This window comes from Paradesulfitobacterium aromaticivorans, from assembly GCF_054657415.1.
Genome location: NZ_BAAHYT010000001.1, coordinates 19,509 through 31,682 on the forward strand (window position 1 = coordinate 19,509; position 12,174 = coordinate 31,682).

Sequence of the window (12,174 nt, forward strand, 5' to 3'; positions counted from 1 at the left end):
TCCTTACCTATTTACCTGGACTTGAATCACAACAGATTCAATAGCCCCAGCGAGTTTAATCGGTACATAGATAGGCGGTGCAATTCGATTCGCCCGATCTATTTCACCTTGGCTGTCAATTGTCTCAGAGAGAATTAAATACCCCTGGGAAAGCATATCGCCGGTATTAAGGCCGAGGATTGGCGGTGCATTCCACACTCCTGGAGCGATGAATTCCCTTGTCCTGGCTTTGTCGCATGGGTCTGTAATTGCCGATACCAAAAGCGCTACGCCACCTTCGGTTTGAGGCACTTTGGTTACACTTGTAAGGAGATCCATCACAGAGAGCTGAATATCATTTGCCAGCATGTCCAGACCGATAACCTCATCGAAATGAGTCCCATCAGCCATAACTCCTTGCTCAAAGAGGTTGTAAGTATTGCCTCGGTTGATGTAGATGTTTCCGTTCAAGCCTTTGATAGTTGTCGCCTGTGCAGCCGTAAGAGCCTCCGGTGTGACCCCGACTTCCTGCTTATACGCCAGAGTATAGGCGCTATTGGCAAGCCCAGTATTTGCCCCCATGGCATAACCGAGAATGGCCGCAATGGCATCAGAATAGGTTGAATATTGTCCAAAGGTGCGTCGGTATTTGGCCGTTTTAAGCGTCTCCATGACATTGCCCGCCGTGCCCGCTAAGACATCAGCATCAGCAGTAGTATAGCCAAAGGCTGAGCTTGGTTTAGCCGTTTCGATGTACGGTGCAATCGCCAAGATATCAGCTTTTACCGCTCCACAAACCATGCAGGCATACCAATCGGTATTTGCTGCCCGGCAAGCCTGAATTGCCTGTAAAGCCGTTTCTGCGGGTACAACTGTTGTATCCCATCGGCCTATTGCAACTTGAGTCGGCGCAGGTTTCTGACTGAAATACAATTGTGCCGCCTTATATTCCGCATCACCTGCGGCAAATCCGGCTTCAATCATATCATCAGTGCCTGTATATACCTTCACCCTGTCTATTGCCGAAATAACCGCACTCGTCCCGATGATTAACCCGAGATTAAATCCCGACCTCACCGCAGCCACCGGGGAAACTTGCACTAATACATTGACAATATCACTAAGTGGTAGGGTTGGCATCTTCTGTTATTCCTCCTTCCGTTTTGATTTGAATATTTGTGCTCTTGATATATGGTACGGTTCCTTGCCTTGTAACCTTTTCGAAAGACTCTGCTACAAGATCGGTTCTGGACCACCAACGGCCACTAAATAATTCAGGAATGCGGGTCGGAGCTGAAATACCCAATTGAAGATATAAATTACTTGCGCTCAAGTTTGCCTTATATAGCCCATTTCTGATAGCTTCAGCGTTCTCATAGCTATTTGGACCGTAGATAATCCAGTAGATTTGATGAGCGCGTGTATACGATATAATCTCATCGGCAAGATCTACCGTATTTTGTGAATAGGTTGTGTCTCGCTGCTGAACGTAAGGATCATTTGACGATTTGATGCGAAGAAAAACCACATCTTCATCAATCCCCCAGGCTGGAGCCCCTCCAGTCGGCCAAGACATACGGACCTTATCAAAACTTCCCGGATCATCAGGATTAAGTCCTAACAGTTGACACGTGAATGCATAGAGAGCGTTTTCTATTTGCTGAAGGGTTAGAATAGTATCCATCATTTGCCCTCCATCATTATACCGAAAGATTTAAAGTAACCGTAATCTTTATAGGGGATAATATTAAAAACCCTGTACCTTTTGCCATTCCATTCGATTTGGTCTGATGTGCCCGGTTCTGTGGAAGCTCGAGTGGCGAAGATTTCCTGAAAGGTATAGAAAACCATAACCCCTGTCACTCGGTCCCCTTCAGGGAGTTGCATAATTTCGTTCGCGTTAGCTGGCATGATAACCCCATCAAAGGGCAACGGGTTTTCAGTTTCTACAAAGCGACCATGATCCCATGATCCCATTCTCCTATAGACGACGAAAGATTGATTAAGTTTTGGGTTAGATAGAACTCTTGATACATCCAGCATTTAATCACTTCTTTCGTACGACATAGGAAATACTTTTGCGTAGCTCTCCGGTGTCAATCATGGGGTTATCGCTTCCCTTTTGTTCCACCGTTAACGGAGAATTGGGCTCCCATCCGTTTTTCGGATTCGTAAACCAATCCCGGACAAGATTTTGACCGAGCATTCCCGCCTTTTCTAAATCCGTGTTCATTGCATCAAAGTCCCCCGAAAGCGCATCGTCTGCGGCCTGTCTAAGCTGTTCGGACAGAATCTTTTGGTTGTCCGGGTCTTCGATAGCTGGTTCAATCATTGGCCTTGGGGGAGAATGCCAGAGAGGGGAACCGTGTTCCTCAAGATACATTTGAAGAGCTTCGTTATATGGTTTGCTTTCGTCCATCTCATTTCTCATCGACTTGCTACGTATCCCTTGGGTATGAATAAAAGCTAACTCTGCATTATTAATTCCCTCGTCTTCGCGGCTACTTTTTTCTTCGGGAATGCCTACTAGAACATCCACTTGGGTCAATGCTTTGAGGTTTTCGAACATCTCTTTAGTTTTGTCACTTGAAACGCTAACCCTTGCGTAGCCCTCTACCACACCATCATGCCACCTCTTGACACTAATTTACCAATAGTAGCTAGTTGGGTCCCATAGATAGTCAATTTCCATGCCGCCCATCCGTTCAGATCGTTAGCTATGGCCGAATAATCCGTGCTGACCGATACATCCCCAACAGATTCTGAGGTATCAAGTCCCTGCGCTTTCCCAGCAGCCAAAACTTGCGCGGCAGAGCTTCCGGCATTCACTGTTCCTTGGAGCCAGAGAGTCGCAAAATGAGCAACGAAATAGCCCATGCACAAAGCCCAAGCGTCATGATAACGTGACTCCTGAAGGCTGGCATTGGCTAAATTGATAAACATCTGAAGGATGGTCGTGGGCACAACATAATTACCGTTTGTGTCAGGTCCAAATTGCGGATAAACAGAAAGAAAATCCCCCAGTGCATATGAGGGATTCTCTCCTGCGCGCAGATTCGAAGCGTTTGACACTATGCTATTGACATCGATATCAACCATAGGACCACCGCCTATTCAACAGGCTTTTGAGTTGCGTCTTCGACAGTATCGCCGGGATTTGAGGGTTCTCCTTTGGTCAATGATTTTGACCCAACCTTATTACCCTTTCCCCTTACGTTGGCAGTCAACTCAGCGTTTTTCTGATCTGCCGCCGTCTGGATGAGTTCGATATCTCCATCTTGCCTCGCCCAGGCAAACATCGGATCTTTTTGTACCCAGTCGGGCAGATCGCAGAATTTCAAAGGAGAAGTCGTGACCTTTTCAGCCACGACTTGTTGACCATCTTTTGATTCGCGTCTGGTAAATTCAAACGCTTTCTTTGCAAATACTCGCATGAAACTTTTTCCTCCTTAAACGTCAGGCATTAAATGCCGTCGTAATATCTCACGGGTTGGAAGTAAAGGAATTTAACCACGCCCATTTGAGCAGCATAAGCCGTAAGATAGGACATTTCCGTAACTACGGGTTGAGTCATGACACGGGAAAGCGGAACTGTGAGGTCAAAGTAAACTTTGTCCTCATCATTGGCATAAGCTACCATCCGGTCTGTCCCGCCCGCACCAGCTCCGATACACCACCGGGAAGGCATAATCGCGAGATCAACACCCTGATTCTTACCGATGTTATTTTCCAAAAGGAACTGCAGAATAGAGATGTTGCCCGCTGAACTGATTTTCGTAGCTACCAAGTAAGCATATTGAGAAGGCGGAATCAGGATATGATTCGGCATACCCGTGAGATCGTATTCGGAAGCCGCCCAGCCAGCTACCATGGCTTGGTTGATGTCGTTTAAGATTTCATCCGGAGTCTTGGTGCTCCACGCAGGAGTGCCAGCCGCACCATTTGCTACGCTGGCAGCAGTTACGCCGGGATCATTGACAATGCCGGTGTTCCCAGCTAGTCCAGTGTACACGTTTTTGTCAATGGTCTTGTTGTAGTTAAGACGAATACCTTTGTCCAAGATATCATCCAATGACCGACCAATGTTCTGCAACTTAGCTTGGTCAACGAAAGGAATCTTCAGGATATTGCCCCACGTAAACACCTTGTAGATATCCTTACCGATATCCGCTTGCATTACTGGAATAGCAGTCGATTCCCCGCCGATGATGCCGCTTTCATTGGAACCAGCAGTGGCATAACTGACATTCATGGTAGAGGTGAACTCAACCCATCCGCCACCGGTTTTAGCAACGATATCACGCGCCCAGGTGACAGAGGCTAATGGTTCGCGGACCTTAGGATCACGCTTCTCGAGTTCACCAACTAAAAAGGCCATGCCTCCAGCTGTAGCCGCGTCCATGGTCATCATTGCGAAGCTTCCACCGCTTGCAACCATTGAATCAATCGTTTTGATGTCTTTGATCGGGTAGGTTTGTACTGCGCTCAATTCTTTACGCCTCCTTATGGTTTATTCCGAGTTAGGATAGACAACTCAGCTACATTGTTAGAATCAATCTTGCCGGTTGCCCATTTGCAGTTTGTTAGCTCAAGTGTGTTGACACCATCAGCAGCAGCCTCAAGACCTCCAACAACTCCAGCTGGGATTGCGACATTTGCGGTAATCCGGACATATACTTTGCCGCCCGCTGTTGGTGTTCCAACATTACACAATACCGCAACATTCCCACGCTCGATTACATCGCATGGCTCTCCAGGATTATAAACTCCTGCAGAACTGTAATAGTCCGCGGTTTGTTTAACTTCGCGGACAGCAATACCTGCTAAATCAGCGGACACATTCGCAGCGCCAAATTTACTGTAGGTATTGTCAGTGTTTAAGACCGCAGGATCACCAAAGGCCGGCCCTGCGGCATCGGTGGCTTTGACTAACCGGTTCATGATGATGCAATCACCATTACGAGCAAAACTACCGGGATACCCCAGGTTCATTGCAATTCCGATTGCTTGTCCAGGCATGTTTACTTCGCCTCCTTGTAGTGCGGGTTGTGTTTTTTGGCAATGTCTTTGCCAAGTTGCGTAAGGTCTTCGGGTTTGGGTTGAGCGTCCTTCGCTTTGGCGACGGCCGCTTGTTGAGCAGCCAGAATCCCAGCATATCCGGCATTTGGTTGCGCTGGCGCAGCGATCTGATCCCGGAAGGTCTTAGCTAGGGCATCAGAGGCTTTCTTGCGTTCTCCAGCGTCAGGGATACTGGCGATAATCGGTCTGACAGCCTTAATGGCTGTTAAGATTGCGTTCCGGTCAGCTCCGGGAATTGGATTCCTTGGCCTTTCTTCAGGATTCGCGACAGGTGCCCCATCTCCCATTGTTTCAGCGGGAATCGTGACAGAATTTTCTTCACTGGCTTGTTCGCCAGGGGCTTCCAATTCAGCAGCAAGGGAATCCAGGGCATCTTTAGGCACTTCTTGATGTACTTGCTTATCGCTCTGGACAAGTTGTTGTACAACTGCAGTCAATCCCTCGATTTGCTTGGCAAGTGCGGCAATGGCCGGATTCTCGGCGGTCTGAGGGGGGTTGTCTACGGCTTTCGGCGGTTCCGCGGTAGGAGTCACTAAGGAATCCTTCGTTTTGTCCTCCGATCCAGGCCCCATTTTTGAGGCTTCAGCCAGTTCTTCGGGTTCTGCGTCTTTGGCAAAAGCAGAAAGCATTTTGCCCCATAGGGTATTGCGGTCTACCTTCATTTTTTTGCTCCTTTCGATTGGTTTAGGTTTTTCATCTTTTATTGCAACGCGGTCACCAGCTCGGCCCGCACTTACAACCGCTACATGGTTGCCTCGAATGTTCACTTGTTGGTATTTGCCGTCTCCGATTGGTTCATAATCGACATCATAACCACAAGAAACTTCACGCTTACCAGCTTCTATTTCCGATATGAGATTTGGATCTTTTATGATCAAATCTGCAATCAGGCAATCTGATTCCTCTCCAGTTCCGGGCCCAACATTTGTTACTTGACCTTTTTCAAAAGAGGAGTAATTGTCCGGTCTGACCTCTGAGCTAGGATGGTTATCCGTAACAGATTTGCCCTCAAAGGAGGCCATAGTAGCTGGGGAGAATATCTCCTCTGGGCTCTTATAGACTTTGACTATTTTGTCAATCATGTCGTTAAGCTTGAGCTCTTGCCCTAGATAGTCATACCAGCCAGTCCGGGTTATCGGTACATTATGACAAATTAAAAAGCCCTCGGGGGTCCGTGTCATGTTCGGACTGAACCGAGAGCCGTAAAAAGCCTTCATCCTTTAATCACCTTACTCTTCGCATCCAAAAACATATCCACTAACTGCACCTGTAGCCGTTACGTCTATTTTCAGTACGTTATCAGCTGCAGCAGAAAGAATTCCATTCCCTATGTTTTGGCTTGCCAGGCCGACTCCGGCAGCCATTAATGGCGTGCGAATAGCTTCGTTTGCTCCATCTTTAAGAATAACGCTACCTGCTACTGATAAACTGAGCGCCCATCCCATCAAGCGGAACTTTTTCCCTGCAGTTGGTGTCCATAAATCCACAGGAGTATTGGCGGTAACAGCAACAGCCGCAACAGTCTTGAATACTATTGGAGTGCGTTTGCGATCAAAGGTTGTTCCGTTAAAAAGTAATTCTGCTGCGCCAACAATAGGTGTGGTCGGGTTAGCGACTCCATCCGCCAAAGCAGCCGCTGTTGGTAATTCGGTATTAACCGGCATTGGATTAGAGGTTCCTACCGCTGCACCATTAACTATAATTTGTTCGTTTGAATCAATCATTTTACAAACCCCCTTATTTTACTTGATTATTATTGATTCTAAGTATCTTATACTAGTAGTGCATCACCCCTTTTCTAACTTAATTCCTATGCCACCAACTGTTCAAACTGGTTTCTTGTCATCATGGTAATTGCACCGTTTCTGAACACCTTATGAGGCCATTTCACATAATCAAGGCTTATTACCGGTTCCGGATAACACCTGCAATTATAAATTTCGCCCGGATTGTACGGTGCCGGTGGATTCTTCTGACCGTCTAATCTTTCTGGCGAAGGAGGGTCTGTCCACTTGACCAAAATACCTTCCATCAGTTCATGGCTATCGCGCACCCGGGAGTCCTTGGATGTGCGCCAGATATACCAGTCTAACCCGATATTCTCGGCGCGGGCTCTTGTAAGTGCGGTTGAGGTTTTGCTCGTTTCAGTTCGGGCTATCAGATTAGCTTTAATTCTGCTGATATCGGGAAGTTTCAGTTGAATATCTTTTGCAATTTCCGATGCCCTACGTCCCTTGAATGTCTCTTCCTGGATATAATCAGTTACCTGTCGAGCTAAATCTAAAGGTAGTGACTTGATTATTTCGGCATTTCTCTGGACTTGATGCACCACCATGCCGCCGACTGGACCTTGCAGTTCTTTCCTTAGTGCCTCATAAATTGACCTCCCTAGAGTGCTCTCCCTGGCTGCCATCCTCCAGGTTTGGCTTGAATCAGTTAAGATACGTGTAACTATTCTTGTAGCAGTAGACTCGGCATAGCGATGGAACCCCATATTTTTAATGAGGTTCTTTATTTTGGCAGTGATATCAAAGGGATCACTCATATCTGTAATTGATTCTTGGATATTATCAGCTATCTCACTTAATGCCTTCTGATATTGGGTTTCGGTTATTCTCTTGGGGCTCCATTGGTCTTTCCCTAATGCCATAAACTACACCCCATCTACCTGCTATGTCCATAACGCTTAAGGTACTCCTCGTCGCTCATTTCACTAGTATTATCTGCCTTGCCAGCTACTGAAGTTCCCGTTTGCAGTCCTGGTTTTAAGCCCCGTTCTTTACCCCCCCCATTCGGCTCAGGCGTGATTTGTCGAGAGGCGGTAGATTGTGCGCTATTTGGACTTTCTTTAGAAGCAACACGAGATGTGTTATTCGGTATTTGCGTGAGAGGTATGTCAAATCCTCCAAGCAGCCCAGTCAAATCTTCTCCAGGGGGATTAATTGCATCGTTCGCCTGTTCTATGTCCTGATCCGTAATATTGCTAAAGAGTCCAGTCATATCAGATGTTTGGCGTAGCTCCTTGAGTGCCACCCTTTGACTAATGAGCCCAGCGTTAAATACATCAATAATTGCCGTCGCTGTTTTACCCGCTAAGTCAGATTTCTCACCGTTATTTGGCCTGCGCACTGGATTAAATTCAAAGTCCAGGTCATCCGGTATAACCCCGAATTCACTGACACACATAATCGGCAAAAGCTTATTTAATACTGGTTTAAGATACGACTCTTGCTTTGTTTCAATGGAATCGTAATAGTTTTGCATGTCGCTTTCGCCTGTGGCATTCATTCCTGCAGGACTCCGGCCAAACAGTTTAGTCACCGGCATTTCTGCTGCTCCTGCGACATCCATCATGAAGTTTTCATAGATATCTGAAAGGCCGGAGAAGGAATATTGTTTGCTTTCAAATTTATCCTTTTCCCCTAAAACATACATACTGAAGTTGTTTAATAACCAATTCTGAGCCTGTACCGTGTTGTATAGATCCTGCTGTGCTTTCTCATTTCCTACAGCCAGAATCTGATCCATACCCTCCATGGAGAGAACGTTAAGATTAGCCCTAAATACAAGATTGGCAATATTCCAGCTTGTGTTATCACGTTTCTTCAATTCATCGAAGGTATGTTCTATCTCTGATGCTCCCCAATACACTTCGGCTTGTCGTTCCCAGAATGGCAACTCTCGACCAGTAAAGCGGAGGAGTCTGCTATGGTGTATCCGAATTGTTCCCCGGATTGCTTCGCTTGTCACTTGATACATATTGGGTAATCCAAATTCTGAGTCCGAAGGGTCAGTCACAAGTTCAAGTTCAGGATATATCCCGGACCATCTATCAACGACTAAAAGCCCCTTAAATGCACCCGGCATAATGGTGTCATAATCAAGGGGTTGTTCGAGTATTCCCTCGTGTCCCTCGATCATGATGATTGCCGCAGCTCCACCGTAAAGGCGGCCCCATTTTAGGCCCTCAAGTATCTTTGCTTTTACGTTGGTTTGACGCTCCATCTTAGTAAGTCGGTCAATATACTCCGGTTGGATCTGACTTTGTACTTGATACCAGTTCTTGCACATATCTTCAGGAATAACGTCGATGATCCGGCGTACTACCCAGTGACTGCGGTAAAGGCTGTTCATGAGCTGATAGTCTTTTGTGAGCCTGGTTAACGGGTACTGTGTTCCCTCAAGCATATTGGGCATACCCCAACCCGTACGAGCCAGGGTATTTTGAAATGCATCACGAGTCATTATGCCGTCTCTTGTTTGCATAGCTGGAGGTTTAGGCTGAGGTTTTACCGCTTGTTTGTCTTTATTTCTTTTACTCAACTTACTAACCTCCGTGCTTTGATTTTCGTCTTGCAGAAATACCGTACACCATCACAAGTGTGGTCTTTAACTTTGACAGGCTTTTCTTCGCCGCGCAGTCTGGCTTTTTCATCCCATGCATAAGATGTGATCTCCTCGCGAGTGTGGATACATTTCTCATGCACCCGATATAACCTTAGGCCAATCATCGAGGACGTTACCCTAATGCCATCGTTTACCTCGTTATCGGCATCTTTTACACGTAGTCCTCTCTGCCGTAATTCGGCCTTAAAACTGGCTGCTGAAGGGTCAAGGATGATTTCATCCGGTATGTCATTACCGATAAATTCAATAAGATCATCGGCATACTGAGAATCTGTTTTCTGCGCCCCTTTTTCCTTACTGTCATAATAATACTCGTCAACCTGCCAGACCGTTTTTCCGTCATCCCAAATATCCAGGAAGACCATGGGATTTGTGGTGCCATAGTCAATTGCTATTGATCTTCTGGCAAGGTATTTTAGTCCCAGTGGCATTTCGTCATCGTTAAAAAGATTCTCCTCGTCGCTCCACATATCATAGATGGCGCCTTCAGCAATGAGCCAAAGTCCGAGGATAAACCTTTTGAAGAAAACACCAAAGTACATCAATTTATATTTTTCTTTGGTTTCTTCATCCAGGCTGGGATTATCGTCCATGATGAAATGTAGATGGAGGATTTTCTTTTCTCTGGCCTTATCTAACCATTGAATTTTGAACCAATGCAACGGGGCATCTGGGTTACAGTTAAACCACCATTTAGCGCCCTTAACACTACAACGACCTGTACCTTGGTTGACAAATGACTCCGGCATTAATGCAACTTCATCAAAGAGGATTCCAGCCAATGTGATACCTTGGATCAGATCCTGACTGCTTTCATCCTTGCCCCCGAAAATATAAAAGTAGTTCGTTTTCCCCCGGAAGGTTATCGTGATAAAGTTAACGGTTCGAACTTCTTGGACCCTATAGCCCCGGATGGTCAACGTCGGTTTTAGCCATTTCCACACGTTACGATGAAATGAACCTATGGATTTTCCACACATGGCAAAGTTCTGTTCATCGAAGGTGTCCATGGCCCAAAATATAAAAGACAATGCCATTGGCACCGTCTTTCCTGCTCTAATCGCCCCATCTGCGATGATACCGTTGTAGTTTTTATATGGGCTTCCATCGCACCACCATTGGAGAATCTTTTTTTGTTTGAGAGAAAAAGAAACGAAATACAGGGCAGCTTTAACGACTCTTTTAATTATCTCTGTCATCGTGCTCACCTGACCACGTATTAGACGCATCAGATTTTAGGGCATCAATAAATCCATCATCAGTTTCTGGATTTTCCGGCTGTTTGATTTTGCCGATCTCTGCTTTTATTTTTTCAACCCTCTGTCGTTGCTCTTCGTATTTTAAGGCTCCAGGTAACATCTCATCATAACGGGCAATCAATTTCTCCAGCGACTGCATCGCTCTGGCCTGGGCTTGGAGAAAGTTCGCGTGTTTATCCCAAGCAAATTGGAGTTCATACTCCTTCTCCCAACTATCGCTTTGGGGACCGCTCGATTCTTTCTCGCGTTTCAAGTGTTCCGTTGTGTCATTTTGGTCTCTCACAAACATTAACTTCTGAGCGCGGGCAATCGCCGTGTACTGGATGACGATGTTTTCCCAAAGGATATCTAATGGACTCTTTATTTCGATGGATTTTACAATGGCCATGGTCTCTGGATCGTCAGGCATAATACGCGAAAAGAAGCCGTGCCGTTCGGCGTTTTTGTTCCTCTCAGGTGCAGCGGCTTCACGGTTTCCCTTGTTCCCTTTTGCGTTTTTACTACCCTTCGGTGCCCCACGTTTTTTAGTAACGTTACTGTTTGGTTTAGTAACGTTACTATTTATTCGTTCATCCCATTTGTCCTGATTTTTCCACTTCCGAATTTGTGTATCTTGAACTTCCAGCGTAGCTGCGATGTCTTTAAGTTTTGTTTTGCCACCGCTTTGCCGCCAGATTTCGAAGGCTTTATCTCGCTTGTCACTTCGTTGCCTTGGCATTACATTGTCACCACCTCCAGGAGTTAATAGTGGACCTGACGGGATTTGCACCCGTGTACAGAGCACTTACCTTTTGCCTACTTTGCTATCGATTTAGGAAACAATCTAAAACTTAGTCGTATCTGCCGCATTTGCAATACCTACAAGGGAGTTTATACTCCGTAGCACTTCCACTTGTTCATACGGTATATCGTATCCTTCCTTAACCGCCTGTTTAATTATTCTAAGCAACTGTTTGATTGCTTCGATTGCCTTTTCGTTCATATCCTTTTCCCTACTTGTCTTATTGCTCCACCAATTCTCCTGTAAGTGTCGTGGCGCATTAATTCCTCTGCTTCCTTTACCGTAATCCAGACTTTCCGTTCTTTCTTCACCGGCTTAACAAATTTCGATAACCGCATAAACACTTCCGGCTGCGTATATTCTACATATTCACCTATCGTCAACATCCGGAATCACACCCTTAAAAGAATTGAGGCCCGGTTTTATCCAGGCCTCTAAGTGAGGGTAAAAGAGATGAGGAGAAACTCAAACGTCAAATATAAGTCAAGGCTTTCGCCTTAATTAGCGAAAAGAGAGGCCTCTAGCTAGCCTCTCTTGACGGGAAAATATTAAGTTGTGGGCACTGTATGATAAAGTTACTTGGCCCTTCAGATTAACTTTGCAAGGGTAAGGATTTGCGCCTTACATAAACCAATTGCCATCTAACGCCGTTCGCAGATTTCTCTGGCC

Annotated in this window: 16 protein-coding genes; all 16 read right to left on the reverse strand. The window is 46.0% G+C overall.

All coding sequences use genetic code 11. The annotated features are described in order from the left end of the window. Nucleotides 1-3: 3 nt before the first annotated feature. Nucleotides 4-1,119, reverse strand: a complete 1,116-nt coding sequence (locus ACYQ2N_RS00140) for a DUF3383 family protein (RefSeq protein ID WP_459996683.1) — start codon at nucleotides 1,117-1,119, stop codon at nucleotides 4-6. After that, the gene (locus ACYQ2N_RS00145; protein WP_459996685.1) at nucleotides 1,100-1,663 is read right to left on the reverse strand and encodes a phage neck terminator protein; all 564 of its coding nucleotides are present in this window, start codon (nucleotides 1,661-1,663) and stop codon (nucleotides 1,100-1,102) included. The genes ACYQ2N_RS00140 and ACYQ2N_RS00145 overlap by 20 nt, the downstream gene beginning before the upstream one ends. Beyond that, nucleotides 1,663-2,022, reverse strand: a complete 360-nt coding sequence (locus tag ACYQ2N_RS00150; protein ID WP_459996687.1) for a hypothetical protein — start codon at nucleotides 2,020-2,022, stop codon at nucleotides 1,663-1,665. Before ACYQ2N_RS00150 ends, ACYQ2N_RS00145 begins: the two co-directional genes overlap by 1 nt. A 4-nt stretch (nucleotides 2,023-2,026) precedes the next feature. Continuing rightward, on the reverse strand, nucleotides 2,027-2,599 hold the full coding sequence (locus tag ACYQ2N_RS00155) for a phage virion morphogenesis protein (RefSeq protein ID WP_459996689.1): 573 nt from the start codon (nucleotides 2,597-2,599) through the stop codon (nucleotides 2,027-2,029). Next, a complete protein-coding gene (locus ACYQ2N_RS00160; RefSeq protein ID WP_459996690.1) occupies nucleotides 2,593-3,078 on the reverse strand; it encodes a DUF4054 domain-containing protein in 486 nt (161 codons plus the stop codon). Before ACYQ2N_RS00160 ends, ACYQ2N_RS00155 begins: the two co-directional genes overlap by 7 nt. An 11-nt stretch (nucleotides 3,079-3,089) precedes the next feature. Further along, nucleotides 3,090-3,413 (reverse strand): hypothetical protein, encoded by a 324-nt coding sequence (locus tag ACYQ2N_RS00165; protein ID WP_459996692.1) that lies wholly within the window; start codon nucleotides 3,411-3,413, stop codon nucleotides 3,090-3,092. Between the two features lie 29 nt (nucleotides 3,414-3,442). Then, nucleotides 3,443-4,468 (reverse strand): DUF2184 domain-containing protein, encoded by a 1,026-nt coding sequence (locus ACYQ2N_RS00170; protein WP_459996694.1) that lies wholly within the window; start codon nucleotides 4,466-4,468, stop codon nucleotides 3,443-3,445. Nucleotides 4,469-4,482: 14 nt separating this feature from the next. Next, nucleotides 4,483-4,998 (reverse strand): structural cement protein Gp24, encoded by a 516-nt coding sequence (locus ACYQ2N_RS00175; RefSeq protein WP_459996696.1) that lies wholly within the window; start codon nucleotides 4,996-4,998, stop codon nucleotides 4,483-4,485. Nucleotides 4,999-5,000: 2 nt separating this feature from the next. Continuing rightward, nucleotides 5,001-6,275, reverse strand: coding sequence for a DUF2213 domain-containing protein (locus ACYQ2N_RS00180; protein ID WP_459996698.1), 1,275 nt, complete (start codon nucleotides 6,273-6,275; stop codon nucleotides 5,001-5,003). A 12-nt stretch (nucleotides 6,276-6,287) separates the two neighbouring features. Continuing rightward, nucleotides 6,288-6,782: a hypothetical protein gene (locus ACYQ2N_RS00185; protein ID WP_459996700.1), complete on the reverse strand. Its 495-nt coding sequence runs from the start codon at nucleotides 6,780-6,782 to the stop codon at nucleotides 6,288-6,290. 86 nt (nucleotides 6,783-6,868) lie between these two features. Then, on the reverse strand, nucleotides 6,869-7,708 hold the full coding sequence (locus tag ACYQ2N_RS00190; RefSeq protein WP_459996702.1) for a phage head morphogenesis protein: 840 nt from the start codon (nucleotides 7,706-7,708) through the stop codon (nucleotides 6,869-6,871). 14 nt (nucleotides 7,709-7,722) lie between these two features. Beyond that, a complete protein-coding gene (locus ACYQ2N_RS00195; RefSeq protein ID WP_459996704.1) occupies nucleotides 7,723-9,381 on the reverse strand; it encodes a phage portal protein in 1,659 nt (552 codons plus the stop codon). Next, nucleotides 9,378-10,664: a PBSX family phage terminase large subunit gene (locus tag ACYQ2N_RS00200; RefSeq protein WP_459996706.1), complete on the reverse strand. Its 1,287-nt coding sequence runs from the start codon at nucleotides 10,662-10,664 to the stop codon at nucleotides 9,378-9,380. The genes ACYQ2N_RS00195 and ACYQ2N_RS00200 overlap by 4 nt, the downstream gene beginning before the upstream one ends. Next, the gene (terS, locus tag ACYQ2N_RS00205) at nucleotides 10,648-11,442 is read right to left on the reverse strand and encodes a phage terminase small subunit (protein WP_459996708.1); all 795 of its coding nucleotides are present in this window, start codon (nucleotides 11,440-11,442) and stop codon (nucleotides 10,648-10,650) included. The genes ACYQ2N_RS00200 and terS overlap by 17 nt, the downstream gene beginning before the upstream one ends. Nucleotides 11,443-11,547: 105 nt before the next feature. After that, nucleotides 11,548-11,706, reverse strand: coding sequence for a hypothetical protein (locus ACYQ2N_RS00210; protein WP_459996711.1), 159 nt, complete (start codon nucleotides 11,704-11,706; stop codon nucleotides 11,548-11,550). Further along, nucleotides 11,703-11,891, reverse strand: coding sequence for a hypothetical protein (locus ACYQ2N_RS00215; RefSeq protein WP_459996713.1), 189 nt, complete (start codon nucleotides 11,889-11,891; stop codon nucleotides 11,703-11,705). Before ACYQ2N_RS00215 ends, ACYQ2N_RS00210 begins: the two co-directional genes overlap by 4 nt. Between the last annotated feature and the right edge of the window lie 283 nt (nucleotides 11,892-12,174).

What these genes read in the sequence shown, in the direction of transcription:
- terS (WP_459996708.1), bottom strand. Translation starts at nt 11,442, where the DNA reads ATGCCAAGGCAACGAAGTGACAAGCGAGATAAAGCCTTCGAAATCTGG.
- ACYQ2N_RS00160 (WP_459996690.1), bottom strand. Translation starts at nt 3,078, where the DNA reads ATGGTTGATATCGATGTCAATAGCATAGTGTCAAACGCTTCGAATCTG.
- ACYQ2N_RS00215 (WP_459996713.1), bottom strand. Translation starts at nt 11,891, where the DNA reads ATGTTGACGATAGGTGAATATGTAGAATATACGCAGCCGGAAGTGTTT.
- ACYQ2N_RS00180 (WP_459996698.1), bottom strand. Translation starts at nt 6,275, where the DNA reads ATGAAGGCTTTTTACGGCTCTCGGTTCAGTCCGAACATGACACGGACC.
- ACYQ2N_RS00175 (WP_459996696.1), bottom strand. Translation starts at nt 4,998, where the DNA reads ATGCCTGGACAAGCAATCGGAATTGCAATGAACCTGGGGTATCCCGGT.
- ACYQ2N_RS00185 (WP_459996700.1), bottom strand. Translation starts at nt 6,782, where the DNA reads ATGATTGATTCAAACGAACAAATTATAGTTAATGGTGCAGCGGTAGGA.
- ACYQ2N_RS00140 (WP_459996683.1), bottom strand. Translation starts at nt 1,119, where the DNA reads ATGCCAACCCTACCACTTAGTGATATTGTCAATGTATTAGTGCAAGTT.
- ACYQ2N_RS00200 (WP_459996706.1), bottom strand. Translation starts at nt 10,664, where the DNA reads ATGACAGAGATAATTAAAAGAGTCGTTAAAGCTGCCCTGTATTTCGTT.
- ACYQ2N_RS00210 (WP_459996711.1), bottom strand. Translation starts at nt 11,706, where the DNA reads ATGAACGAAAAGGCAATCGAAGCAATCAAACAGTTGCTTAGAATAATT.
- ACYQ2N_RS00150 (WP_459996687.1), bottom strand. Translation starts at nt 2,022, where the DNA reads ATGCTGGATGTATCAAGAGTTCTATCTAACCCAAAACTTAATCAATCT.
- ACYQ2N_RS00145 (WP_459996685.1), bottom strand. Translation starts at nt 1,663, where the DNA reads ATGGATACTATTCTAACCCTTCAGCAAATAGAAAACGCTCTCTATGCA.
- ACYQ2N_RS00190 (WP_459996702.1), bottom strand. Translation starts at nt 7,708, where the DNA reads ATGGCATTAGGGAAAGACCAATGGAGCCCCAAGAGAATAACCGAAACC.
- ACYQ2N_RS00165 (WP_459996692.1), bottom strand. Translation starts at nt 3,413, where the DNA reads ATGCGAGTATTTGCAAAGAAAGCGTTTGAATTTACCAGACGCGAATCA.